Genomic DNA, 13881 nt, shown 5'->3' with positions numbered 1-13881 from the left:
CGCCTTAATAGGAGAAAAATGATGAAGATCGTTGAGGTGAAACACCCGCTGGTAAAACACAAGCTTGGCCTGATGCGCGAAAATGACATCAGCACCAAACGCTTCCGTGAGCTGGCCTCAGAAGTGGGTAGTTTGCTGACCTATGAAGCGACCGCCGATCTGGAGACGGAAAAAGTCACCATCGAAGGCTGGTGCGGGCCGGTTGAAATCGACCAGATCAAAGGGAAAAAAATTACCGTAGTGCCTATCCTGCGCGCCGGTCTGGGCATGATGGAAGGGGTGCTGGAGCACGTGCCGAGCGCACGCATCAGCGTAGTCGGCGTTTACCGCGACGAAGAAACCCTCGAGCCGGTACCGTACTTCCAAAAGCTGGTTTCCAACATCGAAGAGCGCCTGGCATTGGTCGTTGATCCGATGCTGGCTACCGGCGGCTCGATGATCGCCACTATCGATCTGCTGAAGAAAGCCGGCTGCAACAGCATCAAGGTGCTGGTGCTGGTGGCGGCGCCGGAAGGCATCGCCGCGCTGGAGAAAGCGCACCCGGACGTGGAGCTGTACACCGCCTCTATCGATCGGTGCCTCAATGAGAAAGGTTACATCGTGCCGGGCCTGGGTGATGCGGGCGACAAGATATTTGGTACCAAGTAACAAATTAGCCGACTTTAATCAGTCGGCTTTTTTATGCGCTTCGTCTTTCAAGCCGCCTGGCCGTAACTTGAAATCCATTGAGCATAGATAACTAAGCTTGCATAACCAAAACGATTAAAAGGAAAGCACACATGACCCGTCGCGCCATCGGCGTCAGCGAGCGGCCGCCGCTGCTCCAGACCATTCCGCTCAGCTTCCAGCATCTGTTCGCCATGTTCGGCGCCACGGTGCTGGTGCCTATCCTGTTCAAGATCAACCCGGCGACGGTGCTGTTGTTCAACGGCGTCGGCACGCTGCTGTACCTGTTTATCTGCAAGGGCAAGATCCCGGCCTATCTCGGTTCCAGCTTCGCGTTCATTTCGCCGGTGCTGCTGCTGTTGCCGCTGGGGTATGAAGTGGCGCTGGGCGGTTTCATCATGTGCGGCGTGCTGTTCTGCCTGGTGGCGCTGATCGTCAAGAAGGCCGGCACCGGCTGGCTGGACGTGATGTTCCCGCCGGCGGCGATGGGGGCGATCGTCGCCGTTATCGGCCTGGAGCTGGCGGGCGTAGCGGCCAATATGGCGGGCCTGCTGCCGGCGGACGGCGCCAGCGCAGACTCCACCACCATTACCATCTCACTGGTGACGCTGGGGGTGACGGTATTGGGTTCGGTGCTGTTCCGCGGTTTCCTGGCGATTATCCCTATTCTGATCGGCGTGCTGGTGGGCTACGCGCTGTCGTTTTTCATGGGCGTGGTGGATTTGACGCCAATCCGTGAAGCGCACTGGTTCGCGCTGCCGACCTTCTACACGCCGCGCTTCGAGTGGTTCGCCATCTTCACCATCCTGCCGGCGGCGCTGGTGGTGATTGCCGAACACGTCGGCCACCTGGTGGTGACCGCCAACATCGTCAAAAAAGACCTGATCCGCGATCCGGGCCTGCATCGCTCGATGTTCGCCAACGGCATCTCGACGGTGATTTCCGGCTTCTTTGGCTCGACCCCCAACACCACCTACGGCGAAAACATCGGCGTAATGGCGATCACCAAGGTCTACAGCACCTGGGTGATTGGCGGCGCGGCGATCCTGGCTATCCTGCTGTCCTGCGTCGGCAAGCTGGCGGCGGCGATCCAGGCGGTGCCGGTGCCGGTGATGGGCGGCGTGTCGCTGTTGTTGTACGGGGTGATTGGCGCTTCGGGCATCCGCGTGCTGATCGAGTCCAAGGTGGATTACAACAAGGCGCAGAACCTGATCCTGACCTCGGTGATCCTGATCATCGGCGTGAGCGGCGCCAAGGTGCATATCGGTGCGGCAGAGCTGAAGGGCATGGCGCTGGCGACCATCGTCGGCATCGGCCTCAGCCTGTTGTTCAAGGTCATCAGCCTCTACCGCAAGGAAGAGGAGGTGATCGACGCGGCGGATGAGGCGGTGGAGCCGAAGTAAATAACAGGGCAGCCGATGGCTGTAATGCTTGTCAGTTAGCGTTTTTCTGCGGGTGTTCGTGAAGTTTTCGGTCGATGAATATGAGATGTACCATGAGACTAACCCACCTCGACCGAGCAAGGGGCCGTAGGCGCGGCCCCTTGCAACCCGCGCCCTTGCCCAATCAGACGGTTGGCTTCGCCAACGTTACTCGGCCCATCCCTGGGCCTCGCCCCTTCGGGGCCGCTGCAAGCAGCGTTCAAATCTGTTCCTGACAGATTTGTCCCTCCGTCCCGTCGCATCACGGCCGGCTACGACAGGCGTCCCTGCCTGTCTCGCCTGAAACCGCCGTCCATGGCGGTTTCGCCTATGCGCCGCTCCTGCGTTCGGCGTCTTCAAGGGCGCCCAACACCCTGCTCATCTCACTATTTTCACTGTCTTCCATAACGCAATATCAAACTGAGGGGACAGGTTGCCCGGTGGCGGCAGATTCGGGTGTTGACCTTGGCGCGCATCGCCGGCTGCCGAGCAAGACGGCGTTGTCAGGGGCAACCGGCCAGGGAAGGCCGGTTGAGGCGAGACTAACAGGGACGTTTGTCGTAGCCGACCCGCCCGACAACGCGGGTGCAGCGAGGGTATTCGCGCAGCGGACAGACGGTGTTAAGCGAGGGCGCGGGTGGAGGGGCCGCGCCTTCGGCCCCTCCAATTGCCGTTCATTGCGGCAGCAGAGAAATACAGGGTCCTTACGGCAATTCTTCCTGCACGGAGCGAACAGAGATTGGATAAAAAAATGCCAGTCAGGCTTAACTGACCGGCATTACAGCCGATGGCTGCCCTGTTTAATGCGGGATGCGCAGGTATCAGCTGCGGATTTTGCGGTATACGAACAGCACCACGATAGCGCCGATAACCGCCACCACGAAGCTGCCGAAGTTGAAGCCGTCAACTTTGCCGTAGCCGAAGAAGGTGCTGATATAGCCACCCACTACTGCGCCGACGATCCCCAATACGATGGTCAGGATAAAGCCGCCGCCGTCTTTGCCAGGCATAATCCACTTGGCCAAAATACCGGCGATCAGGCCGAAGATAATCCAGGAAATAATCCCCATTTACTGCTCCTTTCTAGGCTACTGAGTATTGGTTATTGCTGAGCGGCCGGCTGCGCGTTGTTGGTGTTCGCGCTGTCGGCGTCATTCTTCAATTCTTCCGCTTTGTTTTCTGCGCTGTTCTTGATGGCTTCGGTTTTCGCCTTGGCCTGTTCGGTCAGATCGTTAGCGCCGTTGATCGCGTCATTCTTGATGGCCTTGGCCTGATCGACCAACTGCTGGCTCTGCTTGCCGGCGTCGTCTTTGATCGCGGCGGCCTTGGCCTTGGCGTCATTGGTGATGGCGTCCGCCTGCTTGGCCGCGTCATCCTTAATGGCTGACGCCTTGTCTTTCAGCTGGTCCGCCTGAGTGGCGGCCTCTTTTTTGATTTCTTCGGCGGTCGCTTTCGCTTTATCCGTCAGATCGTCCGCTTTTTTCTGCGCTGCGTCCTTCATCTGCTCCGCGCTGTCTTTGGCCTTATCCAGGTTGGCGTCAACCTTGGAAGAGTCATCACAGCCGGCAACCAACAACCCAATAACTGAGGCTAAAAGCACTTTATTCCATACTTTCATCGTCTATATCCTTGAAGAAACCATTGGTGATGGTGATTATATTTCGCCACCCTATACTAGGACAGGTTTGAGTTAAATTACAAATTTCACCTGCCAGGGCAGAGGGTTAGTTGTGCGCCTTCGCCGTTATTTTCAGCAGCGGGCCAGCGGAGATCGCTCACTATTGCGGCATAAAATCCAGCCGGTTCAACAGCGCCCATTTTCTGTGTTAGACTGGCCGCGTTTTCCTGCCAGTTTTGGTTGAGGTGCTTTTCTGAATACGCCGGCACAGCTTTCACTGCCACTTTATCTTCCCGATGATGAAACTTTCGCCAGTTTTTATCCGGGCGAGAACCCATCCCTGTTAGCCGCGATCCAGTCTGCCGTTCGTCAGGAACATGGCAGCTATATCTATTTTTGGTCACGTGAGGGCGGCGGGCGCAGCCATCTGCTGCACGCGGCCTGCGCCGAGCTTTCGCAACGGGGTGAAGCGGTGGGTTACGTGCCGCTGGACAAGCGCGCCTACTTCGTGCCTGAAGTGTTGGACGGCATGGAGCAGCTGGCGCTGGTGTGCATCGACAATATCGAGTGCATCGCCGGCGACGAAGAGTGGGAAATGGCGATCTTCAACCTCTACAACCGCATTCTGGAAACCGGCCGCACGCGGCTGTTCATTACCGGCGATCGTCCGCCGCGCCAGCTGAATTTGCGCCTGCCGGACCTGGCTTCGCGCCTGGATTGGGGGCAGATCTACAAGCTGCAGCCGCTGTCGGATGAAGAGAAACTGCTGGCGCTGCAGCTGCGCGGCAAGCTGCGCGGGTTTGAACTGCCGGAGGACGTGGGCCGCTTCCTGCTGAAACGGCTGGATCGCGAGATGCGCACGCTGTTCATGACGCTGGATCAGCTCGATCGCGCGTCGATCACCGCCCAACGCAAGCTGACCATCCCGTTTGTCAAAGAGATCCTGGGGCTGTAGCCTTTTATCTTGAAATATCGGGCACGATAACCACCGCGCCCAGGGTCGGCATTACAGAATTTCCAGCACCTGCTCCGGCGGCCGGCCGATGCGCGCCTTGCCGCCTTTCACCACGATTGGGCGTTCGATCAGCTTCGGGTGCTCCACCAGGGCGGCGAGCAACTGTTCTTCGCTCAGGCTCTCATCCGCCAGCTTCAATTCCTTGTACAAATCTTCTTTCTTGCGCATCAGATCGCGCGCGGAACCAAAGCCCAGCTCTTTCAGCAGCGTTTTCAATTGGCTGGCCGAGGGCGGCGTGTCCAGGTACAGCACCACCTTGGGGGCGACGCCGTGCTGTTCCAGCAGCGCCAGCGTTTCACGGCTCTTGGAGCAGCGCGGGTTATGGTAAATAGTGACGTTTTTCATGGCGTTCATTCCTTGTTAAATCAGCTGCGCTGGTACTGGCGGAAGCGCTGTTGCAGCTGGCGCAGCTGGTCGATGCGCGCATCGTAGCGCGCCTGTTTCAGGCTGCCGAGTTTCTGCAGCGAACTGGCGTTGCTGAGCAGGCCGATGGCCTGATCGAGATTGCCGGTCAGCGCCAGGCTCTCGGCGCGGGCGGAGAGTTCTTCGTCGCGCAGCCCTTGGGCGGCGCTGGCCTGCGCCAGCAGATCCCAGCCGTTCGGGTCGTCCGGGTGGGCGAAGGTATAGCGGTTGAGAATTTTCGACGCCTGGGCCGGCTGGTTGCCTTCAACGTAGGCGTTGGCCAGGTTGAGCTGCAGCACGCTGTTATTGCTTTGGGCGGCGTTGGCGGCCTGCAGGCGGGCAATGGCCTGCGGCGCGCGCTTCTGGCCGAGATCGATATCGGTCATCAGGTCCAGCAGCCAGACGTTTTTCGGATCCTGCGCCAGCAGCGGTTGGATGATATTGCGCGCGTCGTCGTACTTTTTCGCTTCATAAAACAGAATGGCGCGGCCATATTTGGCGGCCGCCTGTTCACGTACGTTACCTTTGCCGTAGGTATTGAGCAGCTCTTCCGTCAGCCCGTAACCTTCTGAGCTGTACATGCCCAGCGAGCGCACCTTGGCCATCAGGTAATCCTGCGATGACTGCACGATATGCTTCGGCATTTGGTTGGCGCGGTTGCGCGCATCGGAAAGGCGGCTGTCCGGCAAGGGGTGGGTCAGCAGCATTTCCGGCGGTTTGGAGGCGTAGCGCGACTGATCCGAGAGCTTCTGCAGGAAATCGGGCATCGCCTCAGGATCGAAACCCGCGCGCTGCAGCACCTGAATACCGATGCGGTCCGCTTCCTGTTCATTCGATTGGGTAAAGCTGATCATGCCCTGCTGGGTGCCGGCCAGGGTACCGCTCAGCGCCGCCATCCCCATGGTCGGGTTAGCCATCGCCAGCAGAATGGAGCCGAGTGCGCCCACCCAGGTGAGGGGCGCGTTGCGCTGCTGGTCTTCCATCGCGCGCGCCAGATGGCGCTGGGTAACGTGCGAAATTTCGTGCGCCAGCACCGAAGCCAGCTGGCTTTCGTTATCGCTGACGCGGAACAGCGCAGAGTGCAGCACTACGTTGCCGCCGAAGAAGGCGAAGGCGTTGATCTCGTCGTTGCGCACCAGGTAGAAGTGGAACGGCGTGCGTACCGAGTAGGCGCTCGCCACCAGCCGGTTGCCCAGTTGGTTGATGTATTGGGTCAGCAGCGGATCGTTGATTAAAGGGGCGCTGGCGCGCAGCTGGCGCACATAGAAGTCGCCCATCGCCAGCTCCTGACCGATGCTCAGCGTGCCGCCGGCCGAAGTGCCGATATCCGGCAGCTGATCCTGGCTTTCCGCCAGCGCCGGGGCCAGTGCGGTGGCGTTAAGCGTGCCGAGCAACAGTAGCGCTATCGCTGTTTTGGTCAACCGGATGGTCATAGTCAGGCGTTTCCCTTAAATAGTCATCTCTTAAGACGTCAGCATCAGACAAGAGTTCTTCTTTTGCGCCGGGCTCAGTGGTGCAAACCGCGCGAAAGTGCGTTGGCTCACACAATTGCCCGCACCGCGGCGCGCTGGCAACAGATCACATCATAGTCAGCCGCAGGCCGCAATGAAACTTCCTCCAGGGGAGAATCGGGCAAAAATGTTTTATTTTTCATTTCTGAATCCCTCCTGTTTGTTGTGTTAAAATAACACGGACAAAGTTTGTCTTCGTTTTATTGACAACGTAAACGGAGACTAATATAGTCTGTGTTATTGAAGACAACATGACACCCAAAACTGACTATGGCGTTTATCACAACCAGCGTTGAATATGGCATCCACTGTTTGCTTTGGCTGGTCGGCGACAACCCGCGCGCCCTCAGCAGCCGCGAACTGGCAGAGCTGCAGGGCATCTCGCCGAGCTTCCTGGCCAAGATCTTTCCCAAGCTGGAAAAGGCCGGGATAGTCACCGCCAGCGAAGGGGTGCGCGGCGGTTACCGGCTGGCGCGCCCGGCGGATGAGATCAGTTTCCTTGAGGTCATCGACGCCATTGAAGGGCACAAACCGCTGTTCGACTGCCAGGAAGTGCGCGGCCGCTGCGCGGTGTTCGACGATTCGCCGCCCGACTGGGCGATATCGGGCAAGTGTGCGATCCATGCGGTGATGCTGCAGGCGGAGAAGGCGATGCGCGACGCCCTGGCGGCGCAAACCCTGGGGGCCGTCGCTGCGCGCTTCGGCCGCAAAGCGCCGCAGGGCTTCTTCGGCGAGGTCAATATCTGGATGGATGAACGGCTGGCGGAACGCACCACCCGCAGCGGCAAGCCGGCGCGCGCCAAGAGCTAATCGCGCCGCGGTAATTCCTCTTATTTCGTATTTTCCCGCCTCTCCGGAATGGGCGGGGGTTCCTCTGCGCCTGGTCAACGGGCGGCGGAGCGGGATCGTTCGTCCGGAAACTGTCACGGGCCGCCCGATGGCCCGATTAATCTGGTATTAAGGAGTTATCCAATGACGCAGAAAATCGTGATCGCCGGTTCTGGTTTCGCCGGTTTTTGGGCCGCAGTATCCGCCATGCGCGCTATCTCTCTCGCCGGCAAAACCGGGGAGATCGAAGTGATCATGGTGTCGCCGACGCCGAACGTCACCATTCGCCCGCGTTTGTATGAGGCGGTGCTGGACAACATGAATCCGGACATTTCATCCCAGCTCGCCGCCGTCGGCGTGCAGCACCTGGCCGGTTTGGTTGAGCGGATAGACACCGAAAAGAGCACCCTGACGGTGGCGCAGGCGGGCGGCAAAAGCGTGACTTTGGCTTACGATCGCTTTGTGCTGGCGACCGGCAGCCAGCTGTTCGTGCCTGCGGTGCCCGGCTTTGCCGAATACGGTTTCAACGTCGATACGCTGGAAAGCGCGCAGCGGCTGGACGCCCATCTGAAGGCGCTGGCCGATAAGCCGCACAGCGCGGCGCGCAACACCGCCGTGGTGGTTGGCGGCGGCCTGACCGGGCTGGAAAGCGCCACTGAAATGCCCGACCGCCTGCGCGCCGCGCTGGGTGCAGAGGCCGATGTGCGGGTGGTGATTGTCGATACGGCGGCGGAAGTGGGCGCCGGGATGGGGGCTGAACCCGCGGTGGTGATCCGCCAGGCGCTGGAAGAATGCGGCGTTGAGTCGCGGGCCGGGCTGCGCGTTGCCGCCATCGACGCCGACGGCGTTACGCTGTCGAACGGCGAACGCATCGCCGCCAACACGGTGATCCTGGCGGCAGGCATGCGGGCAAACCCGCTGACGGCGCAGATCCCCGGCGAACGCGACGGTTCCGGGCGCATCATCGGCGACGCGTTCCTGCGCGCCCCGGCGGTGACTGGGGTGTTCGTCACCGGGGATACGGTGAAGGCGGCGACCGACGACGCGGGCAACCATAACGTCATGTCCTGCCAGCACGCGATGAGCCTGGGGCGCGTTGCCGGCCACAATGCCGCGGCGGAGCTGGTGGGCCTGCCGGTGCACCCTTACAGCCAGCCGAAGTATGTGACCTGTCTGGATCTCGGCCCCTGGGGCGCGCTCTATACCGAAGGGTGGCAACGTCAGGTGCGCTTCACGCGGCAGGAAGGCAAAAAGATCAAACAGGAAATCAACACCCAGTGGATCTATCCGCCGGCGGCGGATCGCGATGCCTTGTTCGCCATCGCCAATCCGGATTTCGTGATTGTGCCTTAAGCGATAAAACGGGAGCGCAGAAGCTCCCGTTGTCATTTCCCCAGCGGCAAAAAGGAGCGCTCCGGCACCACGGTTTTCATTACCAGCGTGGAGCTGAGGCGCTGAACGCCGGGCAGGGCGGAAAGCTTCTCGTCATACAGCTGCTGGAAAGCGGGCAGATCGCGCGCGATGACGTGCAGCAGATAATCGGGATCGCCGAACAGCCTTTGCGCCTGCACCACCTGGGGAATATCCACCATGGCGTCTTCAAAGGCGGCCACGGCGTGGCGATCGCCTTCCCGCATGGTGACGAAAACCAGCGCGGAAAAATTAAAGCCCAGGCTGCCGGGATCCAGCTGAGCGCGGTAGCCCCTGATCACGCCCGACCCCTCCAGTGCGCGCACCCGGCGATGGCAGGGTGAAACGCTGAGCCCTATCCGTTCGGCCAGCTCCGTCACCGACAGGCGCCCATCGGCCTGCAGTTCAGCAAGAATTTTGCGATCTATCCTGTCCATTTAGAATAATTTCCCCAAATTGGCGACGTTACGGCAAGTAATTGGCAACACATTTTAACGTCGCACAGATATTCTTTCCAATAATTAAGCGGCGCGCTTTTGACGCGGCCCCAATGAGGAAAGTCGAATGAAAAAACCAATGACGCCGCGGCGTTGGCAGGGGAGCGAGCAGCCATGACGCCGGCTATTTTCGCCGCGTTTTGGGCGGTATCGATCTTGTTTATCATTACGCCCGGCGTGGACTGGGCCTACGTGATCTCTGCGGGCATTCGCGGCCGGGTGGTGGTACCCGCCGTGGCGGGGCTGCTGTTCGGGCACCTGCTGGCGATCGCGATCGTGGCCGCAGGCGTAGGCGCGCTGGTTGCCGGCAGCCCGCTGACCCTCACCGTGCTCACCGTCGTCGGCGCGGCTTATCTGCTGTGGATCGGCGCCAACATGCTGCGGCATCCGCCGGTGCCGGACGCCGGCGAGCGGCAGAGCTCCGGCTCCTGGATGCGCTGGGCCGGCAAGGGCGTTTGCGTCAGCGGCATGAACCCCAAGGTGTTTCTGCTGTTTTTGGCCTTATTGCCGCAGTTTACCGATCCCCACGCCGCATGGCCGATCCCGCTGCAGATCCTGGCGCTGGGGTTGTTGCATCTGGTCAGCTGCGGGCTGGTTTATTTGCTGGTGGGCTACGGCTCGCAATCGGTGTTGCAGACGCGGCCGCAGGCCGCTCGCCGGGTCAGCCGCCTTTCCGGCGCGGCGATGGTGATCATCGCGATTGGCCTGCTCGCCGGGCAGGCGCTTAAATAAGCGGCGATAGGGTGAGCTCATTCGGTTTGGCTGCGGCGGTAAATGTCCGGCCGGGCTATCTGCCAGACAAAGTCCTCGCGATTCAACGCGGTGTATCCCACCTTTTCATACAGCCAGGGGGCGGTAGAGGTGACCAGCATGATTCTGCGCAGCCGCGCCATCAGCGGATGCGCCTGGCAGCACTCCGCCAGCCACAGCCCCAGCCCGTTCCCTTGATGTTCCTCCAGCACGTAGACATCGCACAGGTAGCCGAAGGTGGCGTAGTCCGTCACCAGGCGGGCAAAGCCAATCTGCCGTTCGCCGTCGAACAGGCCAAAACACAGGCTGTTGGCGATGGAGAGCCGCACGGTGTCTTTATCGATGCCTTCGGCCCAGGAGGAGCGGGTGAGGTAGGCATGTATGGCGTCAATATCGAGACGTGCAACATCGGTGCTGATCAGGTAATCGGCCTGGCGCCAGTGCATGGGGAGAGATGTCATCATTTTTGCCTTGTCGGTGAGGGTGGGTGATAAGGGCGGCTATTCCTGCGTTAGGTTCTGCACTGCAGCCAATCTGTTGACTTTCTTCTTCATCGGTTATTAGTGTGAGATAAACTCATCGTTACAGGATAATCCGATGCTTTCAGTTGTTCCGTCAATCGATCCCGCTATCGCCGCACTGGCCCCCGGATTCCGGGCGTTGAGCATCACGGTCGAGGCCGCACCGATCGTGGATCCCGGCGTTGCCGCCGCAGCGCTGGCGCGCGCCTGCCGCGCCGTCAGCGGCGAGGATGCGCCCTGGGCCGAGGCGCATCTGGCGGCCTGGGCCGAGGCGTTCAAAAGCTTTGGCGCCAAGCCCAAGCGCACGCCCTGTTCCGCCGAAGCCCTGCGCAAACGCGTACTGCGCGACGGCGATATGCCCAGCATCGATCCGGTGGTCGATCTGTACAACGCGGTCAGCATTCGCTATGCGGTGCCGGTCGGCGGCGAAAATATCGCGGCTTACGTGGGTGAACCCAGATTGCTGATCGCCGAAGGGACAGAGTTGTTCGACACGGTGAAAGAGGGGGAGACAGCCCACGAATCGCCGGAGCCGGGCGAGGTGATCTGGCGCGATGATCTGGGGGTGACCTGCCGCCGCTGGAACTGGCGGCAGGGCGTCCGAACCCGGCTGAGCGCCGAAGCGAGCCGGATGTGGTTTATTCTGGAGAGCCTGCCGGCCATGCCGCTGGACGCGTTGCATGCGGCGGGCGACGAGTTGATTGACGGCCTGCGGCTGATGATGCCCGGCGCCGCCATCGACAAAAAACTGATTGGTTTCGACCTCGCCGAGGGGAAATAACCCAAACGCCGGCGCTGATATTCAGCGGCGTCGGCTTTTCCATCCCACCCGGTATTTCCCTCGGCCGCACACGCAAATCGACGGCTTTCTCTCCCCGGCACCCGCGCTGACAATGCTGGATGGCAAATGGCCGGCATGGTACAAGAATGGGTTTGAACACCTATTGTTAAAGGGTGTCGTTAGCCATTAAACATTCCCCCTCACAGGAACCGCCATGCCCGCCAGTCAAACCTCTAGGAGCACGCTCTGATGCTGGAGTTGTTATTACAGTGGTACCGCCGCCGCTTCACCGATCCGCAGGCTATCGCACTGCTGGTTATCCTGCTGGCCGGATTCCTCATTCTTTATTTCCTGCACGGCATTCTGACCCCGCTGCTGGTGGCCATCGTGCTGGCCTACCTGCTGGAGTGGCCGACCGCGCGCCTGCAGCGCATCGGCTGTTCGCGCAATTGGGCGGCGAGCATGGTGATGATCATGTTCGCCGGCATCGCCATGCTGCTGGTGTTCGTGGTGGCGCCGACCGCCTGGCAACAGGGCATCAACCTGATGACCGATCTGCCGGGGATGCTCAATCAGTTCTACAACTACGCCGCAACGCTGCCGAAGCGCTACCCGGCGCTGGTGGACGCCGGCATCATCGACATGATGGCCGAGAACCTGCGCGGCAAGCTGTCCGGCATGGGCGAGTCGGTGGTGAAGTTCTCGCTGGCTTCGCTGGTGGGGCTGCTGACGCTGGCTATCTACCTGATCCTGGTGCCGATGATGATGTTCTTCCTGCTGAAGGACAAAGAGCAGATGCTCAACGCGGTGCGCCGCGTGCTGCCGCGCAATCGCGGGCTGGCGGGGCAGGTGTGGCAGGAAATGAACCAGCAGATCACCAACTACATTCGCGGCAAGGTGCTGGAAATGGTGATCGTCGGGGTGGCGACCTATCTGGTGTTCGCGGTGCTGGATATGCGTTATTCGCTGCTGTTGGCGGTGCTGGTCGGTTTCTCGGTCCTGATCCCCTATATCGGCGCGGTGCTGGTCACCATTCCGGTGGTGGTGGTCGCGATGTTCCAGTGGGGCGTCGGCGCCGATTTCTGGACGCTGATCGTCGCCTATCTGGTGGTGCAGGGGCTGGACGGCAACCTGCTGGTGCCGATCCTGTTCTCGGAAGCGGTCAACCTGCATCCGCTGGTGATTATTTTATCGGTGATTATTTTCGGTGGGCTGTGGGGCTTTTGGGGGGTGTTTTTCGCCATACCGCTGGCGACGCTGGTGAAGGCGGTGATCCACGCCTGGCCGAACGAACCCTGGGTAGCAGCGGAAGATAGCTGACGGCGGAAGAAAACGAAGCGCAGCGTCCGCTGCGCTTCGTGAGGATCACTGCTGCAGGTAGCTCAGAACGATGTCGTGATGATTGGTGGTCTTGAAATCATCGAACACTTTCTCAACTTTGCCTTTGCCGTCGATCAGGAAGCTGATGCGGTGAATGCCGTCGTAGGTTTTGCCCATAAAGGTTTTTTCACCCCACACGCCAAACTGCTGCGCCACCTGATGATCTTCGTCAGACAGCAGCGTGAAGTTGAGCAACTCTTTCTCGGCAAAACGCGACAGTTTCTCCGGTTTATCGGTGCTGATGCCCAGCACTTCAACGCCGGCCTTTTTCAATTCGTCCATGTTATCCCGCAGGCCGCAGGCTTGCACGGTGCAGCCCGGCGTCATCGCCTTCGGGTAAAAATAAACCAACACTCGCTGTCCCTGGAAGTCGGCCAAATTAATTTCCTCACCGTCTTGGTCAGGCAAACTAAATTTCGGCGCTGTGTCACCGGCTTTCAATGGGCTCATCACTACTCTCCATCTTTATCATCATGCTGTGGATAGTTCACAACGCTAATACTGCCTTGCGCGTTCAATTCTGTACATAGGCGATGAAAGGCTTGCTCAATATTTGATGCGTCCCGATCGCCGGAGCTGTGCGCGGTGATCTGGATATACAGCTGCGGCGGCAGGGCGCCGCTCGCCGGCTGAGTGCGCGACACCAGCTCGGCGATGTTCATCTGGCTGGAGTCGAACAGGTCGGTGAAGCGTTCGATGATGTGCGGCGAGTCTTTCACCTCGACCTGCACCCACACGGTGGCGGGCATGGGCGGCCGCTCATGCGAGTTCGTGCGTTTCATCACAATCAGCAGCTCCAGCTCCGCGCCTTTCTGCGGCAGGGTGGACTCGATCAGGGTGATGGCGTTCCAGCTGCCGGAAAGCAGCATGATGAAGGTGAACTCTTCTCCCAGCATGGCCAGACGGCTATCTTCGATATTGCATCCGCAACTGCTGACGTGGCGGGTGATGGTATTGACTATACCGGGGCGATCGGCGCCGAGCGCGGTAATCACGAGATAGTGTTCATCTGGCTTAGGCAAAATGGAGCTTCCTGTCGTGCTCAATGGGGTTACCATGGTAAACATAAAAAAAACCGCCT

The 13881-nt window shown here is 60.0% G+C and carries 17 protein-coding genes; 8 read left to right on the top strand and 9 right to left on the bottom strand.

Annotated features, from left to right (window positions below; translation table 11 throughout):
- The first annotated feature begins 21 nt into the window (after positions 1–21).
- Complete coding sequence (gene upp, locus KHA73_RS17775) at positions 22–648, top strand: uracil phosphoribosyltransferase (protein ID WP_234591323.1); 627 nt, start codon at positions 22–24, stop codon at positions 646–648.
- Positions 649–779: 131 nt separating this feature from the next.
- Positions 780–2069, top strand: a complete 1290-nt coding sequence (uraA, locus tag KHA73_RS17770; protein ID WP_234585725.1) for a uracil permease — start codon at positions 780–782, stop codon at positions 2067–2069.
- Positions 2070–2908: 839 nt separating this feature from the next.
- Here uraA and KHA73_RS17765 read toward each other — a convergent pair.
- The 3 genes from KHA73_RS17765 to KHA73_RS17755 form a co-directional block, all read right to left on the bottom strand.
- Positions 2909–3157 (bottom strand): GlsB/YeaQ/YmgE family stress response membrane protein, encoded by a 249-nt coding sequence (locus KHA73_RS17765; RefSeq protein ID WP_004951888.1) that lies wholly within the window; start codon positions 3155–3157, stop codon positions 2909–2911.
- A gap of 32 nt (positions 3158–3189) precedes the next feature.
- The gene (locus KHA73_RS17760) at positions 3190–3705 is read right to left on the bottom strand and encodes an E3 ubiquitin--protein ligase (RefSeq protein ID WP_234585724.1); all 516 of its coding nucleotides are present in this window, start codon (positions 3703–3705) and stop codon (positions 3190–3192) included.
- Between the two features lie 86 nt (positions 3706–3791).
- Positions 3792–4043, bottom strand: coding sequence for a hypothetical protein (locus tag KHA73_RS17755; protein WP_234585723.1), 252 nt, complete (start codon positions 4041–4043; stop codon positions 3792–3794).
- On the opposite strand from KHA73_RS17755, the gene hda reads away from it, so the two are divergent.
- Complete coding sequence (gene hda / locus KHA73_RS17750) at positions 3959–4660, top strand: DnaA inactivator Hda (protein ID WP_234591321.1); 702 nt, start codon at positions 3959–3961, stop codon at positions 4658–4660. The two genes, KHA73_RS17755 and hda, sit on opposite strands and share 85 nt — an antisense overlap.
- Positions 4661–4711: 51 nt before the next feature.
- On the opposite strand, the gene arsC is transcribed toward hda, so the two are convergent.
- Both arsC and bepA read right to left on the bottom strand, forming a co-directional pair.
- Entirely contained in the window at positions 4712–5065 is a 354-nt protein-coding gene (gene arsC / locus KHA73_RS17745) for an arsenate reductase (glutaredoxin) (RefSeq protein ID WP_234585722.1), read from the bottom strand.
- Between the two features lie 20 nt (positions 5066–5085).
- Positions 5086–6555 carry a beta-barrel assembly-enhancing protease gene (gene bepA, locus KHA73_RS17740; protein ID WP_234585721.1) on the bottom strand — a complete coding sequence of 490 codons (1470 nt, stop codon included), beginning with the start codon at positions 6553–6555 and terminating at the stop codon, positions 5086–5088.
- Positions 6556–6903: 348 nt separating this feature from the next.
- Here bepA and KHA73_RS17735 point away from each other — a divergent pair, with 348 nt between their 5' ends.
- Both KHA73_RS17735 and KHA73_RS17730 read left to right on the top strand, forming a co-directional pair.
- Positions 6904–7443 carry an RrF2 family transcriptional regulator gene (locus KHA73_RS17735; RefSeq protein WP_234585719.1) on the top strand — a complete coding sequence of 180 codons (540 nt, stop codon included), beginning with the start codon at positions 6904–6906 and terminating at the stop codon, positions 7441–7443.
- Between the two features lie 162 nt (positions 7444–7605).
- Positions 7606–8814 carry an NAD(P)/FAD-dependent oxidoreductase gene (locus tag KHA73_RS17730; RefSeq protein ID WP_234585718.1) on the top strand — a complete coding sequence of 403 codons (1209 nt, stop codon included), beginning with the start codon at positions 7606–7608 and terminating at the stop codon, positions 8812–8814.
- Between the two features lie 32 nt (positions 8815–8846).
- Here KHA73_RS17730 and KHA73_RS17725 read toward each other — a convergent pair whose 3' ends face one another.
- On the bottom strand, positions 8847–9308 hold the full coding sequence (locus tag KHA73_RS17725; protein ID WP_234585717.1) for an Lrp/AsnC family transcriptional regulator: 462 nt from the start codon (positions 9306–9308) through the stop codon (positions 8847–8849).
- A 174-nt stretch (positions 9309–9482) separates the two neighbouring features.
- Here KHA73_RS17725 and KHA73_RS17720 point away from each other — a divergent pair, with 174 nt between their 5' ends.
- Complete coding sequence (locus tag KHA73_RS17720) at positions 9483–10100, top strand: LysE family translocator (RefSeq protein WP_234585716.1); 618 nt, start codon at positions 9483–9485, stop codon at positions 10098–10100.
- A 17-nt stretch (positions 10101–10117) separates the two neighbouring features.
- Here the strand turns inward: KHA73_RS17720 and KHA73_RS17715 are convergent, their stop codons facing one another.
- On the bottom strand, positions 10118–10564 hold the full coding sequence (locus KHA73_RS17715; protein WP_380740830.1) for a GNAT family N-acetyltransferase: 447 nt from the start codon (positions 10562–10564) through the stop codon (positions 10118–10120).
- A 151-nt stretch (positions 10565–10715) separates the two neighbouring features.
- Between KHA73_RS17715 and KHA73_RS17710 the strand changes: the two genes are divergently transcribed.
- Both KHA73_RS17710 and KHA73_RS17705 read left to right on the top strand, forming a co-directional pair.
- Positions 10716–11420 (top strand): B3/B4 domain-containing protein, encoded by a 705-nt coding sequence (locus KHA73_RS17710; RefSeq protein ID WP_234585714.1) that lies wholly within the window; start codon positions 10716–10718, stop codon positions 11418–11420.
- Positions 11421–11669: 249 nt separating this feature from the next.
- Positions 11670–12740: an AI-2E family transporter gene (locus KHA73_RS17705; protein ID WP_234585713.1), complete on the top strand. Its 1071-nt coding sequence runs from the start codon at positions 11670–11672 to the stop codon at positions 12738–12740.
- A 45-nt stretch (positions 12741–12785) separates the two neighbouring features.
- On the opposite strand, the gene bcp is transcribed toward KHA73_RS17705, so the two are convergent.
- Complete coding sequence (gene bcp / locus KHA73_RS17700) at positions 12786–13250, bottom strand: thioredoxin-dependent thiol peroxidase (RefSeq protein ID WP_234585712.1); 465 nt, start codon at positions 13248–13250, stop codon at positions 12786–12788.
- Between the two features lie 2 nt (positions 13251–13252).
- Positions 13253–13858 (bottom strand): glycine cleavage system transcriptional repressor, encoded by a 606-nt coding sequence (locus KHA73_RS17695; protein WP_234591320.1) that lies wholly within the window; start codon positions 13856–13858, stop codon positions 13253–13255.
- Between the last annotated feature and the right edge of the window lie 23 nt (positions 13859–13881).

The sequence above is a fragment of the Serratia entomophila genome (genome assembly GCF_021462285.1).
Classification (GTDB): domain Bacteria; phylum Pseudomonadota; class Gammaproteobacteria; order Enterobacterales; family Enterobacteriaceae; genus Serratia; species Serratia entomophila.
Note: the sequence above shows the minus strand (reverse complement) of the source record. Positions and strands in the feature narration are given on the sequence as shown.